Source organism: Saccharopolyspora aridisoli (assembly GCF_004348445.1).
Lineage (GTDB): Bacteria > Actinomycetota > Actinomycetes > Mycobacteriales > Pseudonocardiaceae > Saccharopolyspora > Saccharopolyspora aridisoli.
The window spans coordinates 33,452-49,996 of record NZ_SMKV01000020.1 but is presented as its reverse complement, the minus strand read 5'-3'; the positions used below and the strand labels follow the sequence as shown (position 1 = coordinate 49,996).

At 67.8% G+C, this 16,545-nt stretch carries 20 protein-coding genes; 4 read left to right on the top strand and 16 right to left on the bottom strand.

Annotated features, from left to right (window positions below):
- Positions 1-151: 151 nt before the first annotated feature.
- Positions 152-1,717 carry a type VII secretion protein EccB gene (eccB, locus tag E1161_RS17075; RefSeq protein ID WP_132624424.1) on the bottom strand — a complete coding sequence of 522 codons (1,566 nt, stop codon included), beginning with the start codon at positions 1,715-1,717 and terminating at the stop codon, positions 152-154.
- Positions 1,718-1,881: 164 nt separating this feature from the next.
- Here eccB and eccE point away from each other — a divergent pair, with 164 nt between their 5' ends.
- Together eccE and E1161_RS17065 are read left to right on the top strand one after the other, a co-directional pair.
- Positions 1,882-3,195, top strand: coding sequence for a type VII secretion protein EccE (eccE, locus tag E1161_RS17070; RefSeq protein WP_235875092.1), 1,314 nt, complete (start codon positions 1,882-1,884; stop codon positions 3,193-3,195).
- A complete protein-coding gene (locus E1161_RS17065) occupies positions 3,192-3,923 on the top strand; it encodes a hypothetical protein (protein ID WP_132624422.1) in 732 nt (243 codons plus the stop codon). Before eccE ends, E1161_RS17065 begins: the two co-directional genes overlap by 4 nt.
- A gap of 258 nt (positions 3,924-4,181) precedes the next feature.
- Here E1161_RS17065 and truA read toward each other — a convergent pair whose 3' ends face one another.
- The 8 genes from truA to infA all read right to left on the bottom strand — a co-directional run bounded on the left by truA (position 4,182) and on the right by infA (position 8,888).
- Complete coding sequence (truA, locus tag E1161_RS17060; RefSeq protein WP_132624420.1) at positions 4,182-5,063, bottom strand: tRNA pseudouridine(38-40) synthase TruA; 882 nt, start codon at positions 5,061-5,063, stop codon at positions 4,182-4,184.
- Positions 5,064-5,080: 17 nt separating this feature from the next.
- Positions 5,081-5,605: a 50S ribosomal protein L17 gene (gene rplQ, locus E1161_RS17055; RefSeq protein ID WP_132624418.1), complete on the bottom strand. Its 525-nt coding sequence runs from the start codon at positions 5,603-5,605 to the stop codon at positions 5,081-5,083.
- A 50-nt stretch (positions 5,606-5,655) separates the two neighbouring features.
- Positions 5,656-6,738, bottom strand: a complete 1,083-nt coding sequence (locus tag E1161_RS17050; protein WP_132624416.1) for a DNA-directed RNA polymerase subunit alpha — start codon at positions 6,736-6,738, stop codon at positions 5,656-5,658.
- A 151-nt stretch (positions 6,739-6,889) separates the two neighbouring features.
- The gene (rpsD, locus tag E1161_RS17045) at positions 6,890-7,495 is read right to left on the bottom strand and encodes a 30S ribosomal protein S4 (RefSeq protein ID WP_132624414.1); all 606 of its coding nucleotides are present in this window, start codon (positions 7,493-7,495) and stop codon (positions 6,890-6,892) included.
- A gap of 27 nt (positions 7,496-7,522) precedes the next feature.
- On the bottom strand, positions 7,523-7,927 hold the full coding sequence (rpsK, locus tag E1161_RS17040; protein WP_093414154.1) for a 30S ribosomal protein S11: 405 nt from the start codon (positions 7,925-7,927) through the stop codon (positions 7,523-7,525).
- A 25-nt stretch (positions 7,928-7,952) separates the two neighbouring features.
- A complete protein-coding gene (gene rpsM, locus E1161_RS17035; RefSeq protein WP_093414155.1) occupies positions 7,953-8,333 on the bottom strand; it encodes a 30S ribosomal protein S13 in 381 nt (126 codons plus the stop codon).
- A gap of 166 nt (positions 8,334-8,499) precedes the next feature.
- Positions 8,500-8,613, bottom strand: coding sequence for a 50S ribosomal protein L36 (rpmJ, locus tag E1161_RS17030; RefSeq protein ID WP_010315372.1), 114 nt, complete (start codon positions 8,611-8,613; stop codon positions 8,500-8,502).
- Between the two features lie 53 nt (positions 8,614-8,666).
- Entirely contained in the window at positions 8,667-8,888 is a 222-nt protein-coding gene (infA, locus tag E1161_RS17025; RefSeq protein WP_009948665.1) for a translation initiation factor IF-1, read from the bottom strand.
- A 370-nt stretch (positions 8,889-9,258) separates the two neighbouring features.
- Between infA and E1161_RS17020 the strand changes: the two genes are divergently transcribed.
- Positions 9,259-9,897 (top strand): class I SAM-dependent methyltransferase, encoded by a 639-nt coding sequence (locus E1161_RS17020; protein ID WP_328591278.1) that lies wholly within the window; start codon positions 9,259-9,261, stop codon positions 9,895-9,897.
- Between the two features lie 115 nt (positions 9,898-10,012).
- On the top strand, positions 10,013-10,609 hold the full coding sequence (locus E1161_RS17015; RefSeq protein WP_235875091.1) for a class I SAM-dependent methyltransferase: 597 nt from the start codon (positions 10,013-10,015) through the stop codon (positions 10,607-10,609).
- Positions 10,610-10,613: 4 nt separating this feature from the next.
- Here E1161_RS17015 and map read toward each other — a convergent pair whose 3' ends face one another.
- The 7 genes from map to rplO form a co-directional block, all read right to left on the bottom strand.
- Positions 10,614-11,408: a type I methionyl aminopeptidase gene (gene map, locus E1161_RS17010; protein ID WP_165939830.1), complete on the bottom strand. Its 795-nt coding sequence runs from the start codon at positions 11,406-11,408 to the stop codon at positions 10,614-10,616.
- A 98-nt stretch (positions 11,409-11,506) separates the two neighbouring features.
- Complete coding sequence (locus tag E1161_RS17005) at positions 11,507-12,061, bottom strand: adenylate kinase (protein WP_132624412.1); 555 nt, start codon at positions 12,059-12,061, stop codon at positions 11,507-11,509.
- A gap of 193 nt (positions 12,062-12,254) precedes the next feature.
- Positions 12,255-13,568: a preprotein translocase subunit SecY gene (gene secY, locus E1161_RS17000; protein ID WP_132624410.1), complete on the bottom strand. Its 1,314-nt coding sequence runs from the start codon at positions 13,566-13,568 to the stop codon at positions 12,255-12,257.
- Between the two features lie 286 nt (positions 13,569-13,854).
- Positions 13,855-14,454 (bottom strand): hypothetical protein, encoded by a 600-nt coding sequence (locus E1161_RS16995; RefSeq protein WP_132624396.1) that lies wholly within the window; start codon positions 14,452-14,454, stop codon positions 13,855-13,857.
- 155 nt (positions 14,455-14,609) lie between these two features.
- The gene (locus E1161_RS16990) at positions 14,610-15,263 is read right to left on the bottom strand and encodes a hypothetical protein (RefSeq protein WP_132624394.1); all 654 of its coding nucleotides are present in this window, start codon (positions 15,261-15,263) and stop codon (positions 14,610-14,612) included.
- Positions 15,264-15,276: 13 nt separating this feature from the next.
- A complete protein-coding gene (locus E1161_RS16985; protein ID WP_132624392.1) occupies positions 15,277-15,768 on the bottom strand; it encodes a hypothetical protein in 492 nt (163 codons plus the stop codon).
- 327 nt (positions 15,769-16,095) lie between these two features.
- Positions 16,096-16,545, bottom strand: coding sequence for a 50S ribosomal protein L15 (rplO, locus tag E1161_RS16980; RefSeq protein ID WP_132624390.1), 450 nt, complete (start codon positions 16,543-16,545; stop codon positions 16,096-16,098).

Sequence of the window (16,545 nt, the reverse complement as noted above, 5' to 3'; positions counted from 1 at the left end):
CCAAGATCGGATCTCGCTCCCAAGACGAAACCGCCCGCAGCTCACCGTGGCTGCGGGCGGTTCGCTCGTTCCTCGGACGTTCGAAACCGGCGGTTCGGTTCCCGGCGAGGTGAGAGGTTCCCGCTGGAACTTCCCACCTCGCCTGCGCGGATCAGCCTCCGGCGGCTCCTCCGGCCTGCGGCTTCGGGGCCGGGCGGTTCACGCCGCCCGGCATGACCGGCACCGAGTCGTAGGTGACGCTGGCGGCGGCCGGGTCGAGGAAGTCGCCGCGCGGCAGGCTGCGCATCAGCCACGACGGACCCGCCTTGATGTCACCCGCGCTCTTGGCGACGCCCAGGCCCTGCGCGGTGGCGAGGTCCTTGACGCCGTACTGCACGCCCTGGTCGGAGACCAGGAAGATCGGGCCGCTCTCAGCACCGGCCTCGTTGGACGTGCCGCGCACGACGGCCGCCTTGCCCGCCGCGCCGTAGTAGTAGTCGACCTGCGGGCCCGAACCGTCGAACTGGGCCAGCTTCACCGCCGGCTTCACCGCCGGGGTGCCCTCGTTCAGCGTGACCGTGATCACCTGAGCTCCGCCGATGTTCTTCCAGCTCAGGCAGGACGTGTCGGCCTGCTGGAAGGAAACCGGCTTGGGCACCGACATCGGGAAGTAATCGAGGTTGAGCGGGTTTTCCGTCCGCTGAGCGTCGGTGATGGCACCGGTGACGTTCGGGATCTCGCGACTGGAAACCTTGCCCGCGTGCAGCACGGCGGCCGCACCTTCGGCGCTGAGCTCCTGCTTGCCGTCCTGCAGCAGCACGAAGAACTGCTCCGGCTCACCGGGAACGCTGCGCTTGACCACGTCACCGACCTTGTACCGGTTCAGGTACGAGGCGGGTTGTCCCGCACCGTCGATCTCCGGGACCGACAGCTCCGGGACGCTCGGAATCGCGTTGAGCATGTTGGTGCTGATCGTGCGCGGAGTAACGCCGTTGAGACCGAAGACGTCGCGAACGACGGTTTCGCTCTTGGCGACCTTCGACTTCACCGCGTGCGTGTTGTCGTCGCGGCCGACCCGGTAGACGAGGTACTCGTCGCCCGAGCTCTGGTCCTTGACGAACAGCGACTGCCTCGGGTCCAGCTGGGTGCCGTGGTTGCCGTCACCGCCGATGACCGTCGTCTCGACCTTCGTGGCGGCTTCCACGCGCGAGGAGCTCAGATTCCCCTGCACCTGGCCGACATCGCAGATCGCCCACGACGGTTCCGCCGGGTTGTCCGCGCTCGGCACGTAGGTCGGGGCGTTGACCATGCCGGTCAGCGGGCCGCGCGGGAAGTCCGCCAGCGCCGCTTCCTTGACCGTGGTCGTCGGCACCGCGCCGCTGCCCTGCTTGCCGCCCTGCTGCATCACCAGGAGCTTCGCCGATGCCATGTTGAGCATCGGGATCAACCGCTTCTGCGCCTTGTCGTCAGAGGTGACGACGAAAACGCTGCCGCTCTCCTTCGCGACGACGATGTTCCCTGGTTCGGGAACCGTGCCCTTGCCGCCGAACAGGCCCCAGACGAGGAACCCGACTACGCCGACGGCCGCCAGCACCGCACCCGCGACCGTGGCCCGCTTGTGCGAGCCCATCGGATCGTGGAGCATCACCGCGTCTTTCCGCACCAGCGCCGACTCCATGCGGCGAAGCACGAACCGATAGGCCTGAACCTGTGACTTCGTTGTGGGTGTTGATGCCATTCTTCGCCTACAGCTCTCCCGTCCGAGGTACGGTTTCGCAGGATAGTCGCTGAGATATACCGAATGGGTGCGGTTCGGCGGACTCCGTCAGTATTCTCTGCACGCGGCTCAACTCCGACGAACGCGTCCGCCGCACCTACCTGCGAGGGGGAGAGACCGAACGGATGTCCGTGCCCACACAACATCCGGCCCAGCCGAAGGCTCCCGGGGCCGTCAACCCGACCCGCGCCCGGATTCGCGCGCGCCGTCGGCGGATCAACGGCGTGACGCTCGCCGGAATCCCGGCGGCCAACATCGTGCTCATCGAAGTCGGCCTGGGAATCGGCGCCGGCGTCTTCTTGATCAACCCGCGAGACCCGGTCATGTGGTCCATCGCGGGCGGAATCGCCTTGCTGGCCCTGATCATCGCCCTGCTTCGCCGCCGTGGCCGCTGGTTCACGCAGTGGTTCGGGCTGGTGCTCGAATACCGCGGTCGCAACCACACCCGCGCCTCGCAGCCGGCGAACGTCGATGTCGCCGAACCCGCTGAGGACAAGGACGGCGACGGCATCATCGGCCCGGACGAGAACCACCGGGTCGCCCTGCTGCGCTTGGTCGTCGAAGACCTCGTGATCGCCCGCACCCAGGACCACGACCGGAACCCGGTCGGGATGTCGTGGCACAACGGCAAGTGGACCGCGGTGCTGATGGTCGAGCCGACCCCCTCGCTGCTCAACCCCGTGGACAACGCGCCGAACCTGCCGCTGGGCGTTCTCGTGCCGTGCCTGGAGGACCGCGGCGTGGTGCTCGACGCGATCCAGGTCATCTGGCACTGCTACCCGGGAAGCGCGGCCCTGCCGTCGAACTCCCCGGCGCTGAACTCCTACCTCGAGGTGCTGGGCCGGCTTCCCGCCGCGGCCCGCCGCACCACTTGGATCGCCGTGCGCCTCGACCCGCAGAGGTGCGCGAAGGCCGTCGGTGAGCGCGGCGGTGGCGTGCTCGGCGCCCAGCGCGCGCTGATCGGCGCCCTGTCCCGGGTGCGTTCCTCCTTGGAGCAGCGCGGAATTCCGGCCCGCCCGCTGGACCCCGACGAGCTGCTGCAGGCGGGAATCTCCTCCGCCGAACTGCACAGCGTGCTCGGGTCGCAGCGGCCGGTGGGCCTCAAGGAGCGTTGGGACGGCGTCACCGCCGGTGGCGTCGGCCACTCCAGCTACGCCATCACCTCGTGGCCGAACCAGATGAACGACAGCCTCAACGCGCTCACCGGCATTCGGGCGCTGTCCACCAGCATCGCCCTGTCGGTCTCGCCGGTCGGTGAGGAGAACGAGGTCGGCCTGCGCGGTCTGGTGCGAGTTTCGGCCCGCACACCCGCCGAGCTGGACACCGCCGACGCGCGGTTGAAGGCCATCAGCAACCGACTCGGGTTGACCCTCACGCCGCTGCGCGGTTCGCAGCTGGCGGGTTACGCAGCGACGCTGCCGCTCGGAGGTGCGGCATGAGCCGAAGCAGGACGATCGACGTTCCGGGAAGCCAGGGCGTCGCACCGGAGTTCCTCGTCACGCCGGAGACCCTGGACGCCATCAGCCCGTCGGGCGACCGCGGTGGTGTGATCATCGGATCCGACCCGCAGGGCGAGGCCCAGGCGGCGTCGATCCTGCGCTCGCTGCCGACCCGCATGGTCACCGTGGGCGGTCTCTACCTGGCCCGCCAGCTCGCGCTGCGGGCCATGGCCACCGGTGCGTGGGTGATCATCGCGACCGGGCGTCCGGCCGCGTGGAAGATGCTGGAACGCGCCGCCGGTGAAACCCCGGACGGCAAGCCCGTTCCGCTGGTGCAGATCCGCCGGCTAGCCCCGTTCGACCTGCCGCGGTCCTCCGAGGACACCCCGCTGCTGGTCATCCACGACGGCGGTGCCGTTCCGCAAGAGCTGTTCCCGCCGCGCGCGCCGTGGCAGACGACCATGTACGTGCTGCCGTACCTGCACCCGCAGGTCAGCAGCGGCACCGCGGCCAACACCGCGGACCTGGTCCTGCTGCAGCGCCTGCCGCTCAACCAGGCCCAGCTAGCCCAGCGCATCTGGAGCCTGCGCAACCACCAGGTGCAGCCGCTCACGCAGCTCCAGGACGACCAGCTCATCGCGCTGGGCAACATGACCTGGACGATGATCCGCCTGGTGACGAACCAGAAGGAGAAGGAGATCCTCGGCCCCATACGCCGAGGCGACTGACCTCTCCGCTCGCGAATCCCCCGGCCGTCGGCCGGGGGATTCGTCGTTGCGGCCCGGATCTCGCGCCGAGCTCGGAGTTCCTCGTCGCTGACCCGTTGTTGAGGAGGAGCCCACGGGTGCGGCCATGGGACGGTTGCCTGGGCGTTCACCCACCCTGGGCGACCGGGCGTCGAACAAGCCGTTCAGGAACGCGCGCGCAGTGGCGCGAACTGGCCGATCGCCCCGGACGGTGAACCGAGCCTGACCGCGCAGCGCTGGTCAGGAGAGGTCGCGAACGGCCCGCGTCTGGCTGGCTCTGCGCGCCAGCTCGTCCGACGAGGGGTAGTCGATCGCGCGAAGGGTGAGGCCGTGGGGTGGGGCCACTGCGGTGGTGCGGGTCTGCGCCGCCAGCAGGTCCGCCGGGTGGGACTCCGCGCGGCGGCCGTCGCCGCTCATCAGGAGGGTGCCGACGAGGCTGCGGACCATGGAGTGGCAGAAGGCGTCGGCCGAGACGTCGGCGACGATGAGGTTGTCCTCCACGCGGTTCCAGGTGAAGCGCTGGAGCTCGCGGATCGTCGTCGCGCCGTCCCGGGGCTTGCAGTAGGCCGCGAAATCGTTGAGGCCCAGGAGTCCTCGGGACGCCTCGTTCAGCGCGTCCACGTCCAGCGGGCGGTTCCAGGCCAGGGTGTCCTTGCGCCGCAGCGGATCAGCGCCCCACGGTGCGTCTGAGACCTGGTAGCGGTAGTGGCGCCGCAGCGCCGAGAAGCGGGCGTCGAACTCCGGGGGGACCACCTGGGCGCCGAGAACTCGCACGTCCGGCGGGAGGATCCGGTTCCACCGGTGGACCATGCGCGTCAGGTCCGGGATTCCGCTCGAATCGACCGGCAGGCGACCGGGCGCCTCGGGATCCAGCGGGACGACGTCGAAGTGCAGCACCTGACCGGTCGCGTGCACGCCGGTGTCCGTGCGACCGGCGACCACGACGGACTTGGGCACCTCGCGACCAGGGGGCTGCTTGGCCAGCGCGTCCTCCACCAGCCCCTGCACGGTGCGCAGGCCCGGTTGCTTGGCCCAACCCTTGAAGTCCGTCCCGTCGTAGGACAGGTCGAGGCGCACGCGAACGAGCCCGCCATCCCCAGCGGGAACAGCGGGCTCGTGCACAGCATCACCGGCCAGGATCAGGACTCGTCCTTCTTCTCGGCGGCGGTGTCTTCGGTGGTCTCGACCTGAGCCTCATCGGCCTCAGTGGTCTCGACCGTCTCTTCGCCCTTCGACTCCGCAGCCTCAGGCTGCTCGTCAGCGGCGAACTTGGTGCCGCGGGCGGCCTCGGCCTCGGAGGTGGCGGTCTTCTCCGCCACCAGCGCGATCACAGCCATCTTCGCGTTGTCACCCTTGCGCGGCATCGCCTTGATGATGCGGGTGTAACCGCCGTCGCGGTCGGCGAAGAACGGGCCGATCTCGGCGAAGAGCTTGTGCACGACGTCCTTGTCGCGGATGGTCTTCATGACCTCGCGACGGTTGTGCAGGTCGCCCTTCTTGGCCTTGGTGATGAGCCGCTCGGCGATCGGCCGCAGCCGCTTCGCCTTCGCCTCGGTGGTGGTGATCCGACCGTGCTCGAACAGCGAGGTGGCCAGGTTGGCCAGGATGAGCCGCTCGTGCGACGGGGACCCGCCGAGACGCGGACCCTTGGTCGGGGTGGGCATCGGTTGCTCCTCTCGAGGGCGCGCCGGTGAACCCCGGACGCGCAACACAGCTACAGCTGCTCTGTCTCCGCGTAGTCCTGACCGTCGTCGTAGCCGTTGTCCTCGACGGGACCCGCCGAGCCGACGATGACCTCGTCCTCGGCGGTCCAGCTCTCCGCGGGGTACTCGGCCGCGGCTGCGGACGGGTCGAACCCGGGCGGGCTGTCCTTGAGGGCCAAGCCCAGACCGGCCAGCTTCATCTTGACCTCGTCGATGGACTTCGCACCGAAGTTGCGAATGTCCAGCAGGTCGGCCTCGCTGCGCGAAACCAGCTCGCCGACGGTGTGGATGCCCTCCCGCTTGAGGCAGTTGTAAGAGCGAACCGTCAGGTCCAGGTCCTCGATCGGCATCGCGTAGGCCGCGATGGTGTCGGCCTCCGCCGGCGACGGTCCGATCTCGATGCCCTCGGCATCGACGTTGAGCTCGCGAGCGAGCCCGAACAGCTCGACGAGAGTGCGTCCGGCCGACGCCACCGCATCGCGGGGCGTGATGGACGGCTTGCTCTCGACGTCGAGGATCAGCTTGTCGAAGTCGGTGCGCTGCTCGACACGAGTGGCCTCGACCTTGTAGGTCACCTTCAGAACCGGCGAGTAGATCGAGTCGACCGGGATCCGGCCGATCTCAGCACCGGTCTGCTTGTTCTGCATCGCGGGCACGTAGCCACGACCACGCTCGACGACGAGCTCGATCTCCAGCTTGCCCTTCGCGTTCAGCGTGGCGATGTGCAGCTCGGGGTTGTGCACGGTGACACCGGCCGGCGGAACGATGTCCGCGGCGGTGACCTCACCCGGGCCCTGCTTGCGCAGGTACATGGTGACCGGCTCGTCCTCCTCGGAGGAGACGACGAGCTCCTTGATGTTCAGGATGACGTCGGTGACGTCCTCCTTCACACCCGGAATCGTGGTGAACTCGTGCAGCACACCGTCGATGCGCAGGCTGGTGACCGCCGCCCCCGGGATGGAGGAGAGCAGCGTACGACGCAGCGAGTTGCCCAGGGTGTAACCGAAGCCCGGCTCCAGCGGCTCGATGACGAACCGGGAACGGGTCTCCGACACGGCCTCTTCGGACAGTGTGGGTCGCTGGGAGATGAGCACTTCGTATTCCTTTCCTCACGGCGCCCGCTATTTGACGCCGATGGAACGGCATGCCCGCGACGGATCGCGGGCCGGCGACGGATTCCTGCACCGCCACCGCTGGTTGCGGACCGCCGGCGGCCACCTCGTGGAAGGCCGCCGGCGGGACGCGTCACTTCGAGTAGAGCTCGACGATGAGCTGCTCGGTGACCGGGGTGTCGATCTGCGCGCGCTCCGGGCGCTGGTGCACCAGGATGCGCAGGTTCGAGGGCACGACCTGGAGCCAGGCCGGAACCGGGCGCTCGCCGAGGGTCTCCTTGGCGATCAGGAACGGCGTGGTGCCCAGGGCCTTCGGCTTGACGTCGATGATGTCCCACTTCGAGACCTGGAAGCTGGGGACGTTCACCTTCTTGCCGTTGACCAGGAAGTGACCGTGGCTGACGAGCTGACGCGCCATGCGGCGGGTGCGAGCCAGACCAGCGCGGTACACGACGTTGTCCAACCGGCTCTCCAGCAGCTGCAGGAGGTTCTCACCCGTCTTGCCCGGGCGGCGGTTGGCTTCCTCGTAGTACGCGCGGAACTGGCGCTCGAGCACGCCGTAGGTGAACCGGGCCTTCTGCTTCTCCTGGAGCTGCAGCAGGTACTCGGTTTCCTTGATGCGCGCGCGACCGTGCTGCCCCGGCGGGTACGGGCGACGCTCGAAGGCCTGGTCTCCGCCGACAAGGTCAACCTTGAGACGACGGGACTTGCGGGTCGCGGGACCGGTGTAACGAGCCATTGGTGATCCTTACTCCTTTCCCGCGGCTCAGACCCGACGACGCTTCGGCGGGCGGCAGCCGTTGTGCGGCTGCGGGGTCACGTCCTGGATGGTGCCCACCTCGAGGCCTGCGGCCTGCAGCGAGCGGATCGCCGTCTCCCGGCCCGAACCCGGACCCTTGACGAAGACGTCGACCTTCTTCATGCCGTGCTCGGCGGCCTTGCGGGCCGCGTTCTCGGCGGCCATCTGCGCGGCGAACGGGGTGGACTTGCGAGAGCCCTTGAACCCGACGTGGCCGGCCGATGCCCAGCTGATCACCGCACCGGTGGGGTCGGTGATCGAAACGATCGTGTTGTTGAACGTGCTCTTGATGTGAGCCTGCCCGTGGGCAACGTTCTTCTTCTCCTTGCGCCGCACCTTCTTGACGGCGCCAGCGCGAGCCTTGGGTGGCATAGCTCCAGCTTTCTCCTAGCGAGGCTTACTTCTTCCCGGCCTTCTTCTTGCCGGCGACCGTCTTCTTCGGCCCCTTGCGGGTACGCGCGTTGGTCTTCGTCCGCTGCCCGTTGAGGGGCAGGTGACGACGGTGGCGCACACCCTCGTAGCAGCCGATCTCGATCTTCCGGCGGATGTCGGCCTGGACCTCGCGGCGGAGGTCACCCTCGACCCGGTAGTTCTCCTCGATGAAGTCGCGCAGCTTGGTCAGCTGCTCGTCGTCGAGGTCACGCGGCTTCGCGTCGGCGGAGACACCGGTGCCGGAGAGGATCTCCTTGGCCCGGGTCTTGCCGATCCCGAAGATGTAGGTAAGCGCGATCTCCATGCGCTTTTCGCGCGGGAGGTCGACGCCAACGAGCCGTGCCATGTCGGCTCCTTCTCCTTAGATCAGTCCAGGTCTGCTCCCACGCCGCCCCCGCACGGGATGTGCGGAGCCCCGGCCTGGCCCGGAGGTCAGCCGGCTCAACTCGCGAGCCGACAGGTCGTGGGAGTTCTTCTCTGTTTCCGCTCGCTGCGACCTCAGTGGTCTGCGGTCAGCCCTGACGCTGCTTGTGTCGGGCGTTGTCGCAGATCACCAGGACTCGTCCGTGACGACGGATGACCTGGCACTTGTCGCAGATGCGCTTCACACTCGGCTGGACCTTCACGGTCGTGCTCTCCTGTTGGACGCGTGTCCAGGTCTCCCCGGACACCGTGGAGGTCACTTGTAGCGGTAGACGATGCGCCCACGGGAGAGGTCGTAAGGCGAGAGCTCCACCACAACCCGGTCCTCGGGGAGGATTCGAATGTAGTGCTGGCGCATCTTGCCACTGATGTGTGCGAGGACCTTGTGGCCGTTCTCCAACTCGACACGGAACATCGCGTTGGGAAGCGGCTCGATCACCCGACCCTCGACCTCAATGGCCCCGTCCTTCTTGCCCATGTCCTCCGCGTTTCGTGACGGTGACGGTTTGCGGGGCAAAAGCCCCTGCCACACGAGCCGGAGGCCCCGGCACGCATGACCAACACACGCGGGTTCCGATTCGAAATACCGATGACCACCCGATCCGGATACTCTTGAGCAGAGTCGCGCGGACGGACACTCCGGGCACAACGAACCGGCGCCACTCGTGCGCCGATAGTCCATCGTACGCGCAGCCCGATGAGCACCACACATCGGGGCTGCTCACACCGCATCCGCCGCCACCGGCGGCTTGCACCGATCTTCGGGCCCTCACTACTTTCGACCACATACTCGAACCCTCGACACCGGTGTCGAGGCGCGCCCACCCCGGAAACACCCGAGGAGCAGCGTGACAGCGCAGCAGCAGCCCACCGGCAATCCGGTGCAGGCGTTGACCGGCAAGCTCGCCGAATACCGGACCTTCCTCAGCAGCGCGGTCCACAACCCGCGCATGGTCGGCGCCGCCACACCCACCTCCGCCGCCGTGGCGGCTACCGTCGCGCAGGTCGTGCCCAGCACCGGCAGCCCCGTGGTGGTCGAGCTCGGCCCCGGGACCGGATCGCTGTCCGACGGCATCCACGCCCGGTTGCCCGCGGACGCCCGCCACCTGGGCATCGAGCTCGGCGCCGACATGGTCGCGCACCTGCGCGAGCACAGGCCGTGGCTGGAGGTCGTGCACGGCGACGCCGGGGACCTGGTGTCCGTGCTGGCCGAACACCGGATCGACAAGGTCGACGCGGTCATCAGCAGCATCCCGTGGTCCCTGCTGGACGACGACGCCCAGGGGCACATCCTCGACCAGGCGGCCAAGGCGCTCACGCCCAACGGCGCGTTCACGGCCCTGACATACCTCCCCGCCGAACGCACCCGCAACGCGCGCCGGTTCCGCGAGCGGTTGCACGAGACCTTCGACGAGGTCCTCACCCACACGACGTGGCGCAACTTCCCGCCCATCCTGCACTACTTCTGCCGCCGTCCCCTGGTCTGAGCATTCCGACAACCGGGTACTTCTTCGCAAACGGCCGAGTTTCGGTCGACGTGGAGGTCTGATTGCGGACCGGTTACGGTCGGGCGGCATCAAACCCGGGGAGGGCAGGAGAGCCGTGAGCAAGTCACGCGAGTACCTGATGTTCGTGGGCCGCGCCGTCCAGAACCCGTCGAAGGTCGGCGCGGTGCTGCCGACCTCGGAGCACGTGGCACGCGCGGTCGCCGACGTGGTGCCCAGCCACGGCCCCAGCACGGTGCTGGAGCTCGGTCCCGGCACCGGTGCGCTCAGCGATCCCATCCGGGAGCGCGTCGCACCCGGATCGCGGCATCTGGCGGTCGAGATCGATCCGGAGCTGGTCCGCTACCTCAACCGCACCAAACCGTGGCTGGAAGTGATCCACGGGGATGCTTTTGACCTGCGCAAACTCCTCGCCGACGCGGGCGTGGACAGGGTCGATGCGGTGATCAGCTCGATCCCGTGGACGCTGCTGCCCGGCGACAAGCAGCGCGAGCTGCTGCACGAAGCCGCCGCGGTGATGACCCCCGGCGGGGTGTTCACCACCGTCACCTACCTGACGACGCTCTGGCGCGCGCAGACCAAGGAGTTCATCGGAGCGCTCGACGACACCTTCGACGAGGTGTTCCCCCGCAGCGCCGTCTGGCGCAACGTGCCGCCGGCGCGCGTCTACGCCTGCCGCCGCCCCAAGAGCTGAGGGCTCAGGCCTCGTCCGGGGCCGTGAGGACCCAGGGGCCGTCTTCGGTGATGGCGACCGTGTGCTCCCAGTGGGCTGCGCGGGAGCCGTCAGCGGTGACGACGGTCCAGGCGTCGTCGAGCTCCTCGGTCTCGGCGGTGCCGCCGGTCAGCATCGGCTCGACCGCCAGCGCCATGCCCACCCGCAGCTTCGGGCCGCGGCCCGGCTTGCCGAGGTTCGGCAGGAACGGCTCCATGTGCATCTGGGTGCCGATGCCGTGGCCGCCGTACTCGGCGATGATGCCGTAGTCGCGGCCGTCGGTCGCAGCCGCCGACAGCGCGGCGGTCTCCACGGCGTGCGAGATGTCGGTGAGGCGGTTGCCCGCGCGCACCTTCTCGATGCCCGCCCACATGGACGCCTCGGTCGCGGCCGAGAGCGCGCGGTCGGCTTCGCTGATCTCACCGATGGCCAGCGTGACGGCGGAGTCGCCGTGCCAGCCGTCGAGGATCGCGCCGCAGTCGACCGACAGCAGATCTCCCTCGGAGACGGCCTCGCGCACCGACGGGATGCCGTGCACGACCTTCTCGTTCAGCGAAGCGCAGATCGAACCGGGGAAGCCGTGGTATCCCTTGAACGAGGGCACCGCACCGGCATCGCGGATGACCTGCTCGGCGATCGCGTCCAGCTCACCGGTGCTCGCACCCGGTACGGCCTTCTCGCGGACGGCCGCCAGCGCACGCGCGACGACCAGTCCGGCGGCTCGCATCGCATCGATCTCACCGCGCGACTTGAGCTCGATGCCCTTACCCCGACGCAACAAGGCACTCACCTTCGAAGTATTGCTGGACGATGCCGGTTCGCGCCCGGCGAGGAAGATGCGGCGGCCGGCCACCATCGGTGACCGGCCGCGCCAATTGCTCACTGGTGGCTGCGCAGCGCTTCCAGCGCGCGGCCTGTGATCTCCTCGATCGAGCCCATGGCGTCGATCTTGATGACCTTGTCCCGGTAGTAGCCCAGGATCGGTTCGGTCTCCTCGTGGTACACCGCGAGACGGCGGCGGATGACGTCCTCCGTGTCGTCCGAGCGGCCGCGCGCCAACATGCGCTTGACCAGCTCCTCCTCCGGGACGTCGAACTGCACGACCGCGGTCAGCGCGAGGTCCTTCTCGCCGAGCATGCCGCTGAGCACCTCGGCCTGAGCGGTGTTGCGCGGGTAACCGTCGAGCAGGAAGCCGGGGGCTGCGTCCTCGTCGCCGAGGCGGTCGCGCACCATCTCGTTGGTGACCTCGTCCGGCACCAGTTCACCGGCGTCCATGTAGCTCTTGGCCTTCTGGCCGAGCGGCGTGGAGTTGCCGATGTTCGCGCGGAACAGATCTCCGGTGGAGATGTGCGGCACACCGAGCTTCTCGCTGAGCACAGCCGCCTGGGTACCCTTACCGGCACCAGGCGGGCCGACGAGAACCAATCGCACCAAGGGTCTGCCTCCGAATCCTCACCATCGCGCGCCAACTGCTGACGAGCTACGCGGCACCGCCCCGTACCGACGGCGCTGCGATCCCAACCACCCTACGCATGGACGAGGGCGGGCGAACACACCCATGCGGAAGTCCGCGCAAGGGCAAGCACGCTGGCCCGGGCGTGTGCAGCACACGCCCGGGCGCTCCACCTTACCTGAGGAAGCCCTCGTACTTGCGCTGCGTGAGCTGGCTCTCGATCTGCTTCACGGTGTCCAGACCCACGTTGACCATGATCAGCACGGCGGTGCCGCCGAAGGGGAAGTTCTGGTTCTGACCCTGACCACCGGTCAGGCCCAGGAAGAACATCGGCAAGATGGCCACGATGCCCAGGTACAGCGAGCCGGGCAGGGTGATGCGGGAGAGCACGAAGCTCAGGTACTCCGCGGTCGGGCGACCGGGGCGGATACCGGGGATGAACCCGCCGAACTTCTTCATGTCGTCCGCCCGCTCTTCCGGGTTGAACGTGATCGACACGTAGAAGTAGGCGAAGAAGATGATCAGCAGCATGTACAGCAGGATGTGCACCCAGCTGGCCGGATCGACGATGTAGGTCTGCAGGAAGCGCGCCCACCAGCTGTCCTGGTTGCCGGCCAGCTGACCGATCAGCTGCGGCAGGTACAGCAGCGACGAACCGAAGATGACCGGGATGACACCCGCCTGGTTCACCTTCAGCGGCAGGTACGTGGACGTGCCGCCGTACATCCTGCGGCCGATCATGCGCTTGGCGTACTGCACCGGGATCCGGCGCTGCGCCTGCTCGATGAACACCACGGTGGCGATGATCGCGACCGCGAACAGGCAGACCATGGCGAAGACCAAGCCGCCGTGCGAGGTCAGGATGTTGCCGCCCTCGGCGGGGATCCGCGAGGCGATCGAGACGAAGATCAGCAGCGACATGCCGTTGCCGATGCCGCGCTCGGTGATCAGCTCGCCCATCCACATCAGGACGGCCGCACCGGCGGTCATGACGACCACGATGGTGATCAGGTTCAGCACCGAGTCGTCCGGGATCGGCGAGACCGAGCAGCCCTGGAACAGCTGCCCGCGCACCGCGAGCGCGACGATGCCGGTGCCCTGCAGGACCGCCAGGGCGATGGTGAGGTACCGGGTGTACTGGGTGAGCTTGGCCTGGCCGGACTGGCCTTCCTTCTTCAGCTGCTCGAAGCGAGGGATGACCACCTGCAGCAGCTGGATGATGATGCTCGCCGTGATGTAGGGCATGATGCCCAGCGACAGCACCGACAGCTGCAGCAGCGCACCGCCGCTGAAGAGGGTGAGGAGCGAGTAGACACTCTGAGCGCCGCTGCCCTGAATCTGCTCGATGCACTGCTGGATGTTGGGGTACGACACACCGGGCGACGGAATCGTCGCACCGAGGCGGTACAGCACCACCATTCCCAGCGTGAACAGGATCTTGCGGCGCAGGTCCGGCGTTGCCAGAGCCGAGCGGAAGGCGCCGAGCACGCGAACCTCCTGTACGCGAACCGGTCGGAACCGGCCGGAAAACAAGCGGCCGGCTTCGCCAGCCGGCACGGCGGGAAACTCCATGGACAAGGCCGTGGTCACCCACGGCACTACCGCGCGACTTTAGCAGGCCGCGAGGTGGATACGGACAGCGACCGAACCTCCACGACGATCAACGTTTCGCAACATCGCCGCCAAGCAGCGGCAACCGCGCCCTCCTCGGCGCGGTTGCCGTTATTCCCAGCTTGACCTGCGGTGTTGTCGAAGATCGACGATCACTCGAGGGTCAACCGCAGTTGGCCTGCTCTTCTTCCTCCGTCATCGCCCGGGTGGACTGGGTGACCGTCCCGCCCTGATCGTCGGCCGGGCCGCTGGCCTCGAAGTCGTTGACGTACCAGATGTAGTGGTCGTAGAACTTGTCCTCGAAGTGCAGCTCGTAGGTTCCCTTGGCCTTCTGCATCTTCGGACCGTGGTAGACCTGCCCGACCTCACCGGGACGCACGGTGATGAAGGTGGTCTGCGACTCGGTGTGCTCGGACCGCCACTCGTGACCGTAGGTCGCCTTGAAGGTCACCTTGAACACCTCGCCGAAGCTGGTGCTCATCGAAAGCCCCACGCTGTTGCTCTCCGCGGTGCTGTCGGACCAGGCGACGTTCATCATCTGCTCCTTGTCGGTGCAGTTGAACACCGGAGAGCCGACCGCCTCTGAACTGTTCTGGTAGTACTCCACCTCGCCTTCGGGGTGGAACACGCAGCTGTCGGTGCCGTTGTCGCACTTCTCCAGCAGCTCGCGAACCGTGGGCTCATCGGCCGCCGTGGCGGGCGGGGCCAGCAGCAGAGCCGCCCCGATCGCCGACACGCAGCTCACCGCGATGCGCTTCATCATCGAGTTCCTCTCGATCAACTTGAAGACCAACCGGACAACCCCGCACCCGAGAACCGGACGACGGTCGTTGCCGGTGCCCGGACTACGGCCGCCCAGGCCCCGGACCACCGCCGCGACCGGGGACCCAGGGTGACCGGGTCAGGCCTGGTGGGCGGTCACGGGCAGGCGTCCACTTCTTCTCGGGTCATGTCGCGGGAGTGCTGGCTGACCGCGGTCGACGAGTCCTGGGCAGGACCGGTCGCCTCGAAGTCGTTGACGTACCAGATGTAGTGGTCGTGGAACTTGTCCTCGAAGTGCAGCTCGTAGGTGCCGCGCACCTTCTGCATCTGGGCGGCCCGCTCGACCCAGCCCACCTGGTGCGAGCCGGTGTCGACGAACGTCGTCTGCGACTCGGTGTGCGACTCCTCCCAGGTGTGCTGGAAGGTCTGCTCGTAGCTGACGGCGAAGACCTTGCCGAAGCCTGCCTCGGTGGTCATCGACAAGCCGACGCTGTTGCTCTGCGACGTGGTGTCCGACCAGGAGACGCTGTGGCGCTGGTCATCCGGGGTGCAGTTGTAGACCGGGTCGCCGACCTGCTTGGTGTCCGCGGTGAAGTGCTCGGGCTCGCCGGCCGGGTGGAAGACGCAGCTGTCGGTGCCGTTGTCGCACTTCTCCAGCAGCTCGCGGACCGTCGGCTCCTCGGCGGCGTTGACGCCCCGCGCGTTGACGACACCCGCGCTCTCAGCGGTCGCGTGGGCGGTGCCGGGCACGACCAGCGCGCCGAACGCGCTCGCCGACGCCACCAGGGTCCGGATCGTTCGTGCTCGCATGGCGAGATCCCCCTCAGCTCAGACCGACGGACTGGGTGCGGTCGTTGAGCATCGAACCGACGTCGGGCGTGTTCTCCTTGAACGGCCCGTCGCGCTCGCCACCCAGGTCTGGCTCCGGGTACAGCCAGATCCAGCAGCCGCCCCACGGCTGAACCGACGAGACGACGTCCTTCCAGTCGTCGGGCAGGTTGATCTGGAAGTTGACGACACCGTCCTTCTCGCACATGCCGGAGCCGTAGACGGTGAAGCTGGCACCGCCGTAGTCGGGGTCGGCGAACAACGTCGCCTGGATGACGTCCCCACGCGCGTCCCTCGACTGCGCGGTGGCTTCGGCCAGCGTCTTGAAGCACAGGACCTCGCCGGTGCTGAAGTGATAGCTGCAGTGCGAATCCGGTTTCGGGGCCACCTGCCCGCCGGCTTGGGCCACCGCTGCTCCCGGGACAACCGCGGCCAACACCGCGACGATCACCAGGACGGCACGCCGTCCCGCCTGTCGTGGTCGCATTTGCCGTCGCTCCTCCCTCGATCTACCAGCGCCGTCCGGGTGGAACGGCGTCGATAAAGCTAGGGAGTTCTGCGATGGGGCCGACACCATCGAAGAGCCGCTGCGCGAACCCACCTTCGCTTGAAACTCATCGGTGGATCTTGTTCGGCTGAAGAGGTGCCCGAGGATTCGGACATGTCGCCGTGCGGAAGTCGCGATGCGGCTAAGTGAACTGCCAAGGGTGATCCCCTGGACGCATACCGTATCGCGTCCGTGAATTTGTGGGAATCACCAGAGAGCAGAAGACCCGCCATCCCGGTTGGATGGCGGGTCTTCTCCTGAACTGGATCAGCGCTCGAGCTTGGTGACCGAGCCGCCAGCGGCGGTGATCTTCTCCTGAGCGCTGCCGGTGAAGGCGTGAGCGGTGACGTCCAGCTTGACGCCCTCCAGGTCCCCGTCGCCGAGGATCTTCACCAGCTCGTTCTTCTTGACCAGGCCCTTGGCGACGAGCTCGTCGAAACCGACGGTGCCACCCTCGGGGAACGCCTGGGCCAGCTTGCCGAGGTTCACACCCTGGTACTCGGTGCGGAAGCGGTTCTTGAAGCCCTTGAGCTTCGGGAGCCGCATGTGGATCGGCATCTGCCCACCCTCGAAACGAGGGGAGACGGTCTTGCGGGCCTTGGTGCCCTTGGTACCGCGGCCGGCGGTCTTGCCCTTGGAGCCCTCACCGCGGCCGACGCGGATCTTGTCGCGCTTGGCGCCAGGGGCCGGACGCAGGTCGTGCAGTTTGATGACCAT